Here is a 13,572-nt window from a genome sequence, read left to right on the forward strand (position 1 = left end):
GATCAAGTCCGGAGAGCTTGCGCCGGGCGAGAAGTGCCGTCCACACGGGAACTGGCCGAACAACACGGCGTGCACATCTTTACGATCAACCGGGTCATGACGATCCTCAAGGATCGCGGGTTGGTCGAGGGACATCCCGGTAAAGGCGTCTACGTTGCAGAGGCCTGACCTCAGGGCAGTAGGAGGACGTGTAGACGGCGGGGGCCGTGCACGCCCTCCACGCGGATCAACTCGATGTCGCTGGTGGCCGACGGTCCGCTGATCCAGGTCAGTGGGTGCTGCGGCGTCAGCCGCGCCAGGGCCTCCGGCACGGTGGCCACCACCTGGTCGGCGCGGACCACGCACATGTGCAGGTCCGGCAACAGGCTGAGCACACGGCGTCCCTGGTCGGGCGAGCCGTCGAGGACCACCGTCCCGGTCTCGGCGATGGCGACCGCGGCGGCGGTGACGACGCCGTCCGCGCCGCCGATCCGCGCGTGGTCGAGGCCGTCGTCGGGCAGCGCGGTCACCGTCGCCGGCAGCCACACGGGTGACAGACCCGGGGGTACGACGACAGTGCCGCCCGCCGGCAGGATGTCGGCGATCGTGTCGGCGACGGCGGCCTCGGTGATCCGGTGCACGTGGGCCCGGTAGTCGGTCAACCGCTGCGCCAACTGGTCGAGGTCCACGTCGGCGGCCCGCCGGTAGTCGCGCGGCACCGGCGTCGGGGCCCGGGCGCCGGCGGCGAGCGCGGCGCGCAGCCGGCCGAGGACGAGGTCACGGGAGGTCACCGCTCGGCCCACCATTCGCGGAACGTCTGCGCCGGCGGGTCGGGCAGGTCCCGGCTCGCGGTCCAGCCGTTCAACGGCGGGGGCAGGCCCCGCCCGCGCCGACCGGCGAACCGGCTCAGCCGGGCCGCGCCCTGCCCGGCCGCGTACAGCCGGGGCCGGTCCATCGCGTACGCGGCGGCGGCCATCGCGATCGACTCGGCGGTGGGCCGCTGCCGCGACTCGACGGCCTCGGCGCGCAGGTGCACCAGCAGCTCCGGGATGTTGATTTTGACCGGGCAGGCGTCGTAGCAGGCGCCGCAGAGCGTCGACGCGTACGGCAGGGACGCGTTGTCCTCGATGCCGGTGAGCTGCGGCGACAGCACCGCACCGATGGGCCCCGGATACACCGACCCGTACGCGTGCCCGCCGGCGCGCTCGTAGACCGGGCACACGTTGAGGCACGCCGAGCAGCGGATGCACCGCAGCGCCTGCCGGCCGACCTCGTCGGCGAGCACCGCGCTGCGCCCGTTGTCCAGCAGGACCAGGTGGAAGGCCTGCGGCCCGTCGCCCGGGGTGACACCCGTCCACATCGAGGTGTACGGGTTCATCCGCTCCCCCGTCGACGCCCTCGGTAGGAGTTGGAGGAAGACCTCCAGGTCCCGCCAGGTGGGCACCACCTTCTCCACGCCCATGACGGTGATGAGGGTTTCCGGCAGGGTGAGGCACATCCGGCCGTTGCCCTCGGACTCCACCACGGCGAGGGTGCCGGTCTCGGCGACGGCGAAGTTCGCGCCGGACACCGCCACCGGCGTACTCAGGAAGGTCTGGCGCAGGAACCGGCGTGCGGCGGCCGCCAGGGCCGGCGGGTCGTCGGTCAGCGCGGGGTCGACGCCGGGCATCTCGCGGAGGAAGATCTCGCGGATCTCGGCGCGGTTGCGGTGGATCGCGGGTACGAGGATGTGGCTCGGCCGGTCGTCGCCGAGCTGCACGATCAGCTCCGCGAGGTCGGTCTCGACGGCGGTGATCCCGGCCGCCTCCAGGGCCTCGTTGAGGCCGATCTCCTGGGTCGCCATCGACTTGACCTTGATGACGCGGTCCGCGCCGGTCGCCTGGACGAGGTCGGTGACGATGCGGTTGGCCTCGACGGCGTCCGCCGCCCAGTGCACCACACCACCGGCTGCGGCGACCCTCACCTCGAGCTGTTCCAGCAGCTCGGGCAGGCGGTGCAGGGTGTCGGCCTTGATGGCCGCGCCGGCCGCGCGCAGCTCCTCCCAGTCGGCCTGCTCGGCGATCACTGCTCCGGACTTGGTCCGGATCGTCGTCGTCGCGTGCCGCAGGTTGCGCCGCAGTTGCGGGTCGGCCAGGCTGCGCCGCGCGGCGCTCGGGAACGACTCGTCGCCGCGCAGGTGCCCCACGCCGGGCGGCGCGGTCGTCGGCATGCCGAGGAACGTCGGGCGGGTCACGACCGGGCCGCCGCTGCGCCGCTGGTCTCCGTCGACGCCAGGATCTCGGCGAGGTGCACGGTGCGCACCCCGGTGCGCAGCCGCGACAGTCCGCCGCCGATGTGCATGAGGCAGGACACGTCGCCGGCGGCGCACACGTCGGCGCCGGTGTCCAGCACGTGACGCATCTTGTCCGCCAACATCGCCGTGGACGTCTCCGGGTTCTTCACGGCGAACGTGCCGCCGAAACCACAGCACTGCTCCGCCGCCGGCAACTCGACCAGGTCGAGCCCGCGCACCTCGCGCAGCAACTGTCGCGGCCGGTCACCCACCCGCAGCATCCGCAGCGAGTGACAGGTCGGGTGGTAGGTGACCCGGTGCGGGTAGTACGCGCCCACGTCGGTCACCCCGAGCACGTCGACGAGCAGCTCCGACAACTCGTACGTCCGTTCGGCCACCGACTCGGCCCGGCTGGCCAGACCCTCGTCACCCGCACGCCGGGCCACCATCGCGTGCTGGTGGCGTACCGACCCGACGCAGGAGCCCGACGGCGCGACGATCACGTCGTACCTGTCGAAGGTCCGTACGTGCCGGCGCACCAGCGGCACGGCCTCGCGCTGGTAGCCGGTGTTGACGTGCATCTGCCCGCAGCAGGTCTGCTCGGTCGGGAAGACCACGTCGTGGCCGAGCCGTTCCAGCAGCCGTACGGTCGCCGTGGCCGCCTGCGGGAACATGGTGTCGGCCAGGCAGGTCACGAACAGTGCGATCCGCACGGCACACCCCCGCCCGTCGTCACGGCCGGACCCGCAGGTGGGTGACACCGCCGTCGACGTCCAACACCGTACCCGTGGTCGACGCCGAGCGCGGCGACGCGAGGTAGAGGATCGCGTTGGCGACCTCCTCCGGGGTGACCAGTCGCCCGATGGGTTGGCGGGCCTGCAGCGCCGCGCGTTCGGCGGCCGGATCGTCCGCCTGCGCCAGCAGCCGCCCGACCCAGGGCGTGTCCGCGGTGCCCGGACAGACGCAGTTGAACCGGATGCCCTCGCGGACGTGGTCGGTGGCCATGGCGAGGGTCAGCGACAGCACGGCGCCCTTGCTGGCCGAGTAGAGCGCGCGGCCCGGCAGGCCGTTGAGGGCCGCGATGGACGAGAGGTTGACGACCGACGCGTGGTCGGAGCGACGCAGCCAGGGCAGCGCGGCGGTGACGACCCGCGCCATGCCGACCACGTTGACGTCGAGCACGCGGTGCCACTCGTCGTCGCCCTGGTCGGCGACGGTCCCGGTCGCGCCGATACCGGCGTTGTTGACCACCACGTCGAGGCCGCCGAGCGCCTCGGCGGCCGCAGCGACCGCCGCGTCCACCGACGGCCGACTCGACACGTCGGCGGTGATGCCGACGACGTCATCGTCAAGCCCGCTCGGGTCAAGGTCGAGGACGGCCACCCGGGCGCCTCGGGCGCGCAGTTCCACGGCCGTCGCGCGACCGATCCCGGACGAGCCGCCCGTGACGATCGCGGCCAGCCCGGCGAACTCCGGGGTCATGCCGCCACCAACGTCTGACGTGCGCGGCCCAGGCCGGCGACCTCCAGCTCCACCACGTCACCGGCGCGCAGATAGGGGTGGTCGGGGAGGCCGAGCGCCACGCCGGCCGGCGTTCCCGTGTTGATGACGTCGCCGGGGTACAGGACCATGAACTGGCTGAGGTACCACAGGACGTGCGCCACCGGGAAGATCATGTTCGCGGTGGACCCGTCCTGGCGGAGCACCCCGTTGACCCACAGGCGCAGCGCGAGCGACTGCGGGTCGCCGACCTCGTCGGCCGGCACGAGGCTCGGCCCCAGCGGGTTGAAGGTCTCGCAGCTCTTGCCCTTGTCCCACTGGCCGCCGCGCTCCAACTGGAAGGCGCGCTCGGACACGTCGTGCGACACCGCGTACCCGGCGACGTGCCGCAGGGCCTGCTCGGGGGACTCGGCGTACCGGATGGTCTTCCCGACGACGACCGCGAGTTCGACCTCCCAGTCGGTCTTGGTCGAACCACGCGGGACGAGCACGTCGTCGTACGGGCCGACGACGGTCATCGGGTCCTTCATGAAGACCACGGGCTCGGCGGGCAGTGCCGCGCCGGTCTCCGCGGCGTGGTCGCGGTAGTTGAGCCCGATGCAGACGATCTTGGCGGGACGCGCCACCGGTGCGCCCACCCGCAGGCTGTCCGCGTCGGACAGCTCGGCCAGCTCGCCACCGTCCAACGCGGCCCGCGTCCGGGCGATCCCGTCCGACGCCCAGAACATCCCGTCCAGGTCGGCGGTGAGTGGCCGCAGGTCGAAGGTTCTACCGTCGTGCTGGACGACCGGGATCTCCTGGCCGCTCGGGCCGAGGCGCTGGAAGTTCATCTCACCCTCCTCTGTGTCCGGTTGACTCGCGGGGTGGCGGACACCCCCGCATTCAACACCGACACACCGCGCCGGTCGCACGGCGGGATCACCTCGGTCAGCGGGATGAGACGCGGCCGTCGCGCACGGGCGAGCACGCCCGGCATCGCCGCGACGGCCTCGCAACGGCGGCGGCCTGGCGGCGTCAGCGCGGCGGGGTGTCCCGGCGGGACGGGAACGGGGTACCCGGCTGCCCGAGGGTGGAGCGGGCGCGCAGCCCGACCGGGTCCGGATCGGTCTCCGGCGTGACCGGCGCGGGCGTCGGGGCCCGACGCGCGTCCAGGTACGCGGTGGCGGCCAGGTCGTCGTCGGTGGGAGCGGCGAGCAGGGCGTAGAGCAGCCCGACCACCCCGAAGATCACCGCTACGACGATCGGCACCAGCAACGCGCTCACCCCGGCGCCGGTCGCCCCACCCGAGCGTTCGTGCAGGTGCACCGAGAGCGCGCTCATGCCGGTGAAGTGCATGCCGTTCACGGCGACGCCCATGACCAGCGCGGAGCCAAAGATCGCCAGGCCACGCCGGACGGTCATCGCGAGCCACAGCGCGACGGTCGCGGCGACGACCGCGATCACCACCGAGAGGACGACGCGGGTGGTGTCGTAGCCGAGGCTGCCGTTGAGGCGCATCGCCGCCATGCCGGTGTAGTGCATGGCGGCGACGCCGGCACCGGTGAACACGCCGCCAGCGACGAGGCGTACCGGCTTCAGTTGGCCGGTGCCGACGATGGCCAGGCCGATGCCGACCGCGACCACCGCGATGACGGTGCTGGCGGCGGTGAGCGGCACGTCGTACCGGATGCGGGCCCCGTCGACGGCGAAGCCGAGCATGGCCATGAAGTGCATCGCCCAGATGGCGGTGCCACCGAGGGCCCAGGCGGACAGAAGGCCCCACCAGGCGCGCTGCCCGGCGGTGCGGGCCGTACGGATACGGCCGGCGCAGACGAGCCCGAGGATCGACCCGAGCACCGACAGCGCGTAGCTCAGCGCGGGCGTGATCCACCCGTACTCAAAGTGATTGATGTCCGCCACGGCGGCTGCTCTCCCCATTCGTCACCGGCGCGCAGGAACGGCGCCGGGGTAATGATCAGGTGTGCTCCGAGCAGGCGCAATAGCACCCTCGGGCTATTCGCGGGGTGCCATTGTGGTGACCGTACGATGCGTCGATTTGCCGAGGCCGTTGACCGAAAGTGATTATCAGGCAGAGGTGTGGTACGCCAGCACACCTCGGTTGATGGCCGCTATCGCCTGTCGAGCCGTGGAGCGCAGCTCCGGCGACGCGCCACCGGAGTCGGACAGTTGACCAAGCAGGTCGACGACCTGCCGCGCCCAGCGGACGAAATCACCGGCGGGCATCTCGCCGTCGATCTCGTGCCCGCTGCCGAGCACCTTGGCCAGAGCCTCACCCCGCGCCCACCGGTAGACCGGCCAGGCGAAGCCCAGATCCGGCTCCCGGGTCGCCGCAAGCCCGCGCGCGGCCTCGTCCGCCTCGATCTCGCCCCACAGCTTCAGCGTCTCGTCCACGGCGTCGGCCACCGGGCCGCGCGGCAGGGACGCCCGCTCGTCGACGTCGCGGCGCGCCTCGAAGACCACCACGGACACCGCGGCGGCCAGCTCGGCCGGGGACAGCCCGTCCCAGACGCGTCGGCGCAGACACTCCGCGACCAGCAGGTCCGCCTCGGTCCAGATCCGGCCGAGCATCCGTCCGGCGTCGGTGACCGCGCCGTCGCGGGCGAGGTAACCACGGTCGGTCAGCAGCGCGACGATCCGGTCGAACGTCCGCGCGAGCGACCCGGTACGCCCGGACACCCGCTCGCGCAGCTCCTCGGTGTCGCGCTCCAGACGGCGGCGGCGCTCCGCCCAGCGGGCGTGCTCCTCCCGCTCCGGGCAGGCGTGACAGGGGTGGTTGCGCAGTTCGGTGCGGAGCTGGCTGAGCCGGTGGTCCTCGCCGGGCGTCTGCCGGGAACGGCCACCGCGGCGACCGCCGTGCCGGTCCAGGCCGGTGCCGCTGACCTCGGCGGCCAGATCCCGCCGGGCACCCGGCGAGCGGTGGTTGAAGTGCTTGGGGACCCGGATGCGGGCCAACACCTCGGCCGGGGTGGTGAAGTCGCCCGGGCTGACCCGTCCCGCCCAGCGGTCCTGGGTGAGCACCAACGGACGGGGTTCGCCGAACCCGCCGGTCGCCGGGTCCAGCACGACCGCCAGGCCAGCGCGCCGGCCCGACGGGACGCGGATCACGTCGCCGACCCGCAGGCGCTCCAGCGACGCCACGGCGGCGGCCTTGCGCTGGGTCTGCCCCTGCCGGGCGATGGACTTCTCCCGGTCGGCGATCGCCACCCGCAGCGCGAAGTACTCGTCGAAGTCGCCGTGGTGGCAGGCGGCCTCCGCGCCGTACGCCTCGATGGTCTCGGTGTTGCGCTGCACCTGCCGCGCCAGGCCGACCACCGACCGGTCGGCCTGGAACTGGGCGAACGAGGACTCCAGCAGCGCCCGGGCGGGCTCCGCGCCGACCGAGCCGACCAGGTTCACCGCCATGTTGTACGACGGCCGGAAGCTGGACCGCAGCGGATAGGTGCGGGTCGAGGCGAGCCCGGCCACGTGCCGTGGGTCGGTCTCCGGGGACCACACCACCACGGCGTGCCCCTCGACGTCGATGCCCCGTCGGCCGGCGCGGCCGGTGAGCTGGGTGTATTCCCCCGGCGTCAGGTCGACGTGCGCCTCGCCGTTGTACTTGACCAGGCGTTCCAGCACCACGCAGCGGGCCGGCATGTTGATGCCGAGCGCCAGGGTCTCGGTGGCGAAGACCGCCTTGACCAGGCCCCGGACGAACAACTCCTCGACGACCTCCTTGAACACCGGAAGCATGCCGGCGTGGTGGGCGGCGAGGCCGCGCTCCAGGCCGTCGAGCCACTCCCAGTAGCCCAGCACCGTCAGGTCCTCACCGGGGATGGCGGTGACCCGGGACTCGACCACCCGGCGGATCTCGGCGCGCTCCTCGGGCGAGGTGAGCCGCAGCCCGGCGGCCAGGCACTGCTGCACGGCGGCGGCACAGCCCGCGCGGCTGAAGATGAACAGGATGGCCGGCAACAGACCCTCGCGGTCCAGCCGGTCGACGATGTCCGGCCGGATCGGACCACGCCAGCGGGGACCACGCCGTCCGGCGCCCGGCCCGGCGCTGCGACCCTCGCCCAACTCCAGCCGGCGCATCGTGTCGCGGGTGTAGCGCAGCAGCTCCGGGTGCACGTCGTGCTTGCGGGCGGCGTCGGCGTCGTGGAACAGGTCGAACATCCGCTTGCCGACCAGCATGTGCTGCCACAGGGGCACCGGCCGGTGCTCGCTGACCACCACGGCGGTCTCACCGCGCACGGTGACCAGCCAGTCGGCGAACTCCTCGGCGTTCGACACCGTCGCCGACAGCGAGACCAGGGTGACCGACTCCGGCAGGTGGATGATCACCTCTTCCCACACGCCGCCACGGAAGCGGTCGGCGAGGTAGTGCACCTCGTCCATCACCACGTAGGCGAGCCCCCGCAGGGTGCTGGAACCCGCGTAGAGCATGTTGCGCAGCACCTCGGTGGTCATCACCACCACCGGCGCGTCGCCGTTGATCGCGTTGTCGCCGGTCAGCAGACCGACCTGCTCGACCCCGTACCGGGCGACCAGGTCGTGGTACTTCTGGTTGGACAGCGCCTTGATCGGCGTCGTGTAGAAGCACTTGCGCCGGGTCGTCGGCGTCGCCGGGTCGTCGGCCGCAGCCGGGTCGTCGGGCCGCCCCCGCAGAGCCAGGTGTACGGCGAACTCGCCGACCACGGTCTTGCCGGCGCCGGTCGGGGCGCACACCAGCACACCGCTGCCCCGCTCCAACGACTGACACGCCTCGCGCTGGAAGTCGTCGAGGTCGAACCCCAGATCGAGGGCGAACTCGTCCAGCGCCGGAAACTGTGCGGCCTGCGCGGCCCGGTGGCGCGCCGCGGCGTACCGCTCGGCGGGGCTCGACATGGCACCAAGATTAGTGCGTGCCGGGACAGTGCACCCCACAAGGCCGTCCCGAGGGGTCGTCGGCGGGGGTCGGTAGGGTGCACGGCGTGCCGGACCACGCCGAACCGCCCCAGACCAGTCCGCCGGGCAACGCCGAGGATGCCGCCGCACCCCGGGCGTCCCGACGGCCCGTCAAGGCGGTGCTCTTCGACTTCCACGGCACCCTCGCCCAGGTGGAGGAGCCTCGGCAGTGGGTGCGGGAAGCCGCGGCGGTGTGCGGCGTCACCCTGGACCCGGTCCGGGCCACCTCGCTGGCCGACCGCCTGCTCACCGCCGGCCGTGCGGGCGGGCCACTACCGGCCCGGGTTCCACCCCGGCTCGCCGAGCTGTGGGCCGACCGGGACCTCTACCCGCACGCGCACCGGGGGGCGTACACCGGGCTGGCCGAGACCGTGGACACGGGCATCGAGGGCTTCGCCGACGCGCTGTACGAGCGGCTGCTCGTGGCCGAGGGCTGGCTGCCGTACCCGGACACCGCCCCCACGCTGACCGCGCTACGCGACGCCGGTGTGCGGGTGGCGGTGGTCAGCAACATCGGTTTCGACCTGCGACCGCACTTCGACGCCTGGGGGCTGACCGACCTCGTCGACGCGTTCGTGCTGTCGTACGAGGTGGGGCGCTGCAAGCCCGACCCGGCGATCTTCTGGCGGGCCTGCGGCATGCTGGGCGTCGATCCGGAGCAGACGCTCATGGTCGGCGACACGCCGGCCGACGCCGGCGCGGTGGCCGCCGGCTGCGCGGTGCTGGTGCTGCCGGCCGCCGACCCGGGCCGCGAGAACGGGCTCGGCGCGGTGCTGGACCTGGCGCTGCCGGCCTGAGTCAGGTCGGGATGCGGATCACCGGCAGCTCGCCGTCGCCGTACCGGTCCTCCCCGGTGAGGATCGAGGCGTCATGGTCGAGCACGGCCAGCACCGTGGTGGCGAGATCGACCCGACCCGTCAGCGTCCGCCAGTAGCTGAGCTCATGCCAGGAGCGCCCTTCGGTGGAGAGCACCGCACAGGCGTCCAGGGTCAGCAGCCGGTGCAGGGTCGTCCGGTCCTTCGGGTCGCTGACGATCGCCAGGGCCTCCGCCACGGTCACGGCGGTCACACCGAACCGGTTGCGGTCCTGGATCACCTCGTGCAGAGGCTCCCCGACATGCACCGACCCCGCCAGGTACGCCAGCAGCGCCGACCGATCCAGCACGAGCCGGACCGGCCGGTCGTCCCCGGCACTCACGCGGCGGGCTGGTCGGCGGTGTCCCGCAGGTGTTGGCGTGCCCGCTCACGCAGCGCGGTCCGCCGCTCCGGCGACCAGTCGGCCTCGACGGCGGCACGGCGGGCACGCGCCTCGGCCACACCCTGCTCGGTGATCTGGATGCCCTGGTGGGCCAGCTCAGCGTCCAGGGCGTCCAGACGCATCCGGTCCCGGACGGCCTGGGTGATGTAGGCGCTGGCGTTGACCTCGTGCTCCAGCCGCTCCGCCACGTCGGGTGGGACGGAGATGGACAGCTTCCGCATCGCACTGGTCATACCCGAGACCGTACGCCGGTAGCACCGCAGTGGCGAACACCTTCGGTCGTGTCGTGCGCTCGGGCGCCCGCGACGACAGTGGCTCGCATTCGTCGGGCGCACCCCCCGGAGAGCCAGGTGGGCCGACCACCTAGCGTCAGGGCCGTGACGGACACCCTGCTGCCCACGTCGGCCCCGACCGACGCGCCACCCGAACGGCGCGGTGGCGTCGTCCCCGTAGCGCTGGTGCTCGGCGGGGCGCTGTCGGTGCAGTTCGGCTTCGCCGTCGCCGCCCTGCTCTTCCCCCGCACCGGGGTGGCCGGCGCGGTGACCCTGCGCCTGACGATCTCGGCGGTGCTGCTGCTCGTCGTGTGCCGGCCCTGCCTGCGCGGGCACGACCGCTCGGCCTGGCTCGCGGTCGGCGCGTTCGGGCTGGCCCTGGCCGGCATGAACTCGCTGTTCTACCAGGCCATCGAACGAATCCCGCTCGGACCGACGGTGACGCTGGAGGTGCTCGGACCCCTCGCACTGTCGGTGTTCACCGCCCGCCGGCTGGCGAGTTGGTGCTGGGCGGGGCTCGCGCTGGCCGGGGTGGCTCTGCTCGGGCAGGGTGGCTTCGACCGACTCAACCCGGCCGGCGTGGCGTTCGCCTTCGGCGCGGGCGCCATGTGGGCCGCGTACATCGTGCTCAGCGCCCGCGTCGGCGGCCGGTTCCCGGGCGCGGACGGGCTGGCCCTCGCGCTCGCCCTCGCCGCACTGGTCACCCTGCCGCTGGGCATCGCCGACGGCGGCGCGGTCCTGCTCGACCCGCCCGTGCTGGCGCTCGGCACCGCCCTCGCGGTGCTCGCCTCCGGCCTGCCCTACACCCTGGAACTGCTGGCGCTGCGCCGGATGCCCACCGCCACGTTCGCGGTGTTGATGAGTCTCGGCCCGGCCGCGGCCACCCTCGCCGGCTGGCTCGTGCTGCGGCAGGCGCTGACCGTGGCCGAGTGCGTCGCCATCGTGCTGGTCATCGCCGCCAGCATCGGCGCGGTACGGGTCAGCGCAGCAGCCGCAGAGCCCCGGGCACCGCGGTGATCGACACCGGCAGGCCGAGCGAGCGCTCCCCGTCGGCGTACGTGACGATCCCCTCGGCGGCCAACTCCACCGTACGGGCCCGGTAGCTGCTCACGATCGGGTGCTCGACGTGGGTGCCCTGGTAGATGTGCGGCTTGACCCGGATCATCGTCCGCCGGTCCGCCCGGCCGGCCACCACCACGTCGAGTAGGCCGTCGGTCGGGTCGGCGTCGGGGCAGATCCGCATCCCACCGCCGTACGACGGGCAGTTGCCCACCGCCACGAGCACCGAGTCCATCTCGTGCAGCACCCCGTCGAGGCGGATCGAGTAAGGCCGGGGCTTCAGTCGGGCCATCTCGATGAGGATCGCCAGGTCGTACCGGCGAGGGCCGCGCGGCCACCGCATCCGGTTCGCCCGCTCGTTCACGATCGCGTCGAAGCCGGCCGCGAGGACCGCCCCGTACCAGCGTTCGGTGCCGTCGGCGCCGGTCATCCGGGCCAGGTCGACCTCGCGGCTCCGGCCGGCGCGCAGCGCCTCGACGATCACCTCCACGGCGGCGACGGGATCGGCGGGGAAGCCGGTGTCGATCGCGAAGTCGTTGCCGGTGCCGGCGGGCACCGGTCCGAAGGGGATCTCGGTGCCGGCCACGGCTTGCAGCGCCCGGTGCACGGTGCCGTCCCCGCCGATGGCGACCAGCGCGCCCGCTCCCTCGGCGACCGCCGCCCGACAGGCCGCCTCCGCCTCGCCCGGAGTGGTCGCCGACAGCACCCGGACCGGGCGACCGGCGGCGGCCAGCCCGTCCAGCAGACGGGGCAACAGGGCCCGACGCCGCCCCCGACCAGCGGTCGGATTGGCGAGAACGGCCACCGGGCCAGCGGCCAACACGGCGTCCTCCGCCGGTCCGGGCCGAAGATCTTTCGCGGTCACGGCCAGCACCGTACTCGTCGTACACACGTTGTTCATCCTTCGTTGGTAGCGCTCCCGGCGGCCAACCCGGTCGATACGCGACGACGCCGCCCCCGCGAAGCGGGAACGGCGTCGACGGAACGGACGGCGCGGGGCCGTCAGGTCATGTCGTCGTAGCGACGTTCGATCGGCGCCGGCTTCGCGATCGGCTCGGGAGCACCGATCGGCGCGGTCACGTCGACCCGCTGCCCGGCCACGACCGGGTCCGTGTCGAACTCCAGCGGCGAGACCTCGTCGTCGTCGAGACCGGCGTAGACCTCCTTGCCGCGACCCCGCCGCCTGTCGTTGATGAACGCGATGCCCACCGCGCCGAAGTAGAGCGCGGAGAGGCAGACGGCCAGGGCGGTCATCCCGAACGGGTCGGGGGTGGGGGTGACCACTGCGGAGAACGCGAAGAACACGAAGATCGCCACCCGCCACCAGCTCAGCAGCCGCCTCGCGCTGGCCATGCCGACGAAGTTGAGCATCAGCACGATCAGCGGGAACTCGAACGCCACACCGAACAGCAGGATCAGGTTGGTGACGAAGGAGATGTACCGGGTGACTTCCAGCGTGGTCGAGATGTCGTCGCCGGACACGTTCATCAGGAACTCGAGGCCCTTGGCGGTGACGAAGAAGGCCAACACCGCGCCGGCCGCGAACAGCGGCGCGGCGAGGGCCGTGAACGCGTACGCGTAGCGCCGCTCGTGCCGGTGCAGCCCGGGCGCGATGAACGCCCAGAGCTGGTAGAGCCAGATCGGCGCCGCGATGATCAGACCCACCCACAGGCCGATCTTGAGGTTCAGCAGGAAGACGTCGGCCGGACCGAGCTGGACGAAGAGGCACTTGTTGGTCGCCGGGTCGACCGACCCGGGCAGGTCGCAGTACGGCTTCGACAGCAGCACCCGGACCGGCTCGGCCAGCCAGATGCCGAAGCCGAAGCCGATCATGATCGCCAGCGAGGCACGGAAGAGACGATTACGCAGCTCACGGACGTGCTCGATGAGCGTCATCGAGCCGTCGGAGGCCCGCTCGAACTCGCTCGGGCCACGCTTACGCAGGGCGAAGGCCACGGTGCCAGGGCCCTTCGGTCAGTTGTCGCGGACGCGGTGCACCGGGTCGACGACCGGCTGCTGCGCCGGCGCCTGCTGGTACGGCGGCTGCTGCGGCTGCCCGGCGTACGGCGCCTGCTGACCGGCGTGCGGCGGCAGCGGCTGGTAGCCGGCCTGCGCGTCGGCCTTCTCGGCCAGGTCGCGGTCGTCGTCCTGCAGGCTCTTGGTCTCGGCCTTGATGATCCGCAGCGAGCGACCCAGCGAGCGGGCCGCGTCGGGAAGCCGCTTCGCGCCGAAGAGCAGGATCAGCACAACCACGAGAACGGCGATGTGCCACGGCTTGAGGGCACCCATGAGAAGCTCCAGTCGCTC

Annotated in this window: 15 protein-coding genes; 3 read left to right on the plus strand and 12 right to left on the minus strand. The window is 72.7% G+C overall.

Annotated features, from left to right (window positions below; genetic code table 11):
• Positions 1 to 69 precede the first annotated feature (69 nt).
• On the plus strand, positions 70 to 168 hold the full coding sequence (locus ACGFH9_RS24720; protein WP_393223430.1) for a hypothetical protein: 99 nt from the start codon (positions 70 to 72) through the stop codon (positions 166 to 168).
• 2 nt (positions 169 to 170) lie between these two features.
• Here ACGFH9_RS24720 and ACGFH9_RS24725 read toward each other — a convergent pair whose 3' ends face one another.
• From ACGFH9_RS24725 to ACGFH9_RS24755, 7 genes are all read right to left on the minus strand, one after another.
• Complete coding sequence (locus tag ACGFH9_RS24725) at positions 171 to 785, minus strand: lactate utilization protein C (protein WP_393223433.1); 615 nt, start codon at positions 783 to 785, stop codon at positions 171 to 173.
• Positions 767 to 2,188, minus strand: a complete 1,422-nt coding sequence (locus tag ACGFH9_RS24730; protein ID WP_393223436.1) for a LutB/LldF family L-lactate oxidation iron-sulfur protein — start codon at positions 2,186 to 2,188, stop codon at positions 767 to 769. The genes ACGFH9_RS24725 and ACGFH9_RS24730 overlap by 19 nt, the downstream gene beginning before the upstream one ends.
• Positions 2,189 to 2,208: 20 nt before the next feature.
• Positions 2,209 to 2,964 carry a (Fe-S)-binding protein gene (locus tag ACGFH9_RS24735; protein ID WP_355233572.1) on the minus strand — a complete coding sequence of 252 codons (756 nt, stop codon included), beginning with the start codon at positions 2,962 to 2,964 and terminating at the stop codon, positions 2,209 to 2,211.
• 19 nt (positions 2,965 to 2,983) lie between these two features.
• The gene (locus ACGFH9_RS24740) at positions 2,984 to 3,733 is read right to left on the minus strand and encodes an SDR family NAD(P)-dependent oxidoreductase (protein ID WP_393223440.1); all 750 of its coding nucleotides are present in this window, start codon (positions 3,731 to 3,733) and stop codon (positions 2,984 to 2,986) included.
• On the minus strand, positions 3,730 to 4,581 hold the full coding sequence (locus tag ACGFH9_RS24745; protein ID WP_393223443.1) for a fumarylacetoacetate hydrolase family protein: 852 nt from the start codon (positions 4,579 to 4,581) through the stop codon (positions 3,730 to 3,732). Before ACGFH9_RS24745 ends, ACGFH9_RS24740 begins: the two co-directional genes overlap by 4 nt.
• A gap of 184 nt (positions 4,582 to 4,765) precedes the next feature.
• On the minus strand, positions 4,766 to 5,650 hold the full coding sequence (locus ACGFH9_RS24750) for an MHYT domain-containing protein (RefSeq protein WP_393223446.1): 885 nt from the start codon (positions 5,648 to 5,650) through the stop codon (positions 4,766 to 4,768).
• A 165-nt stretch (positions 5,651 to 5,815) separates the two neighbouring features.
• Positions 5,816 to 8,617: a DEAD/DEAH box helicase gene (locus ACGFH9_RS24755; protein WP_393223447.1), complete on the minus strand. Its 2,802-nt coding sequence runs from the start codon at positions 8,615 to 8,617 to the stop codon at positions 5,816 to 5,818.
• Between the two features lie 86 nt (positions 8,618 to 8,703).
• Here ACGFH9_RS24755 and ACGFH9_RS24760 point away from each other — a divergent pair, with 86 nt between their 5' ends.
• The gene (locus tag ACGFH9_RS24760; RefSeq protein WP_393223450.1) at positions 8,704 to 9,474 is read left to right on the plus strand and encodes an HAD family hydrolase; all 771 of its coding nucleotides are present in this window, start codon (positions 8,704 to 8,706) and stop codon (positions 9,472 to 9,474) included.
• A 1-nt stretch (position 9,475) separates the two neighbouring features.
• Here the strand turns inward: ACGFH9_RS24760 and ACGFH9_RS24765 are convergent, their stop codons facing one another.
• A complete protein-coding gene (locus ACGFH9_RS24765; protein WP_393223452.1) occupies positions 9,476 to 9,874 on the minus strand; it encodes a hypothetical protein in 399 nt (132 codons plus the stop codon).
• Positions 9,871 to 10,167 carry a hypothetical protein gene (locus ACGFH9_RS24770; protein WP_393223455.1) on the minus strand — a complete coding sequence of 99 codons (297 nt, stop codon included), beginning with the start codon at positions 10,165 to 10,167 and terminating at the stop codon, positions 9,871 to 9,873. The genes ACGFH9_RS24765 and ACGFH9_RS24770 overlap by 4 nt, the downstream gene beginning before the upstream one ends.
• 144 nt (positions 10,168 to 10,311) lie before the next feature.
• Between ACGFH9_RS24770 and ACGFH9_RS24775 the strand changes: the two genes are divergently transcribed.
• Entirely contained in the window at positions 10,312 to 11,223 is a 912-nt protein-coding gene (locus tag ACGFH9_RS24775; protein WP_393223457.1) for a DMT family transporter, read from the plus strand.
• Here ACGFH9_RS24775 and ACGFH9_RS24780 read toward each other — a convergent pair.
• The 3 genes from ACGFH9_RS24780 to tatA form a co-directional block, all read right to left on the minus strand.
• On the minus strand, positions 11,186 to 12,139 hold the full coding sequence (locus tag ACGFH9_RS24780) for a diacylglycerol kinase (RefSeq protein ID WP_393223584.1): 954 nt from the start codon (positions 12,137 to 12,139) through the stop codon (positions 11,186 to 11,188). The genes ACGFH9_RS24775 and ACGFH9_RS24780 overlap by 38 nt on opposite strands.
• Before the next feature lie 128 nt (positions 12,140 to 12,267).
• A complete protein-coding gene (tatC, locus tag ACGFH9_RS24785; RefSeq protein ID WP_393223460.1) occupies positions 12,268 to 13,221 on the minus strand; it encodes a twin-arginine translocase subunit TatC in 954 nt (317 codons plus the stop codon).
• A gap of 18 nt (positions 13,222 to 13,239) precedes the next feature.
• Positions 13,240 to 13,554, minus strand: a complete 315-nt coding sequence (tatA, locus tag ACGFH9_RS24790; RefSeq protein WP_355233542.1) for a Sec-independent protein translocase subunit TatA — start codon at positions 13,552 to 13,554, stop codon at positions 13,240 to 13,242.
• Between the last annotated feature and the right edge of the window lie 18 nt (positions 13,555 to 13,572).

The sequence above is a fragment of the Micromonospora sp. NPDC049102 genome (genome assembly GCF_043197485.1).
In the GTDB taxonomy this organism is placed as follows: Bacteria; Actinomycetota; Actinomycetes; order Mycobacteriales; family Micromonosporaceae; genus Micromonospora.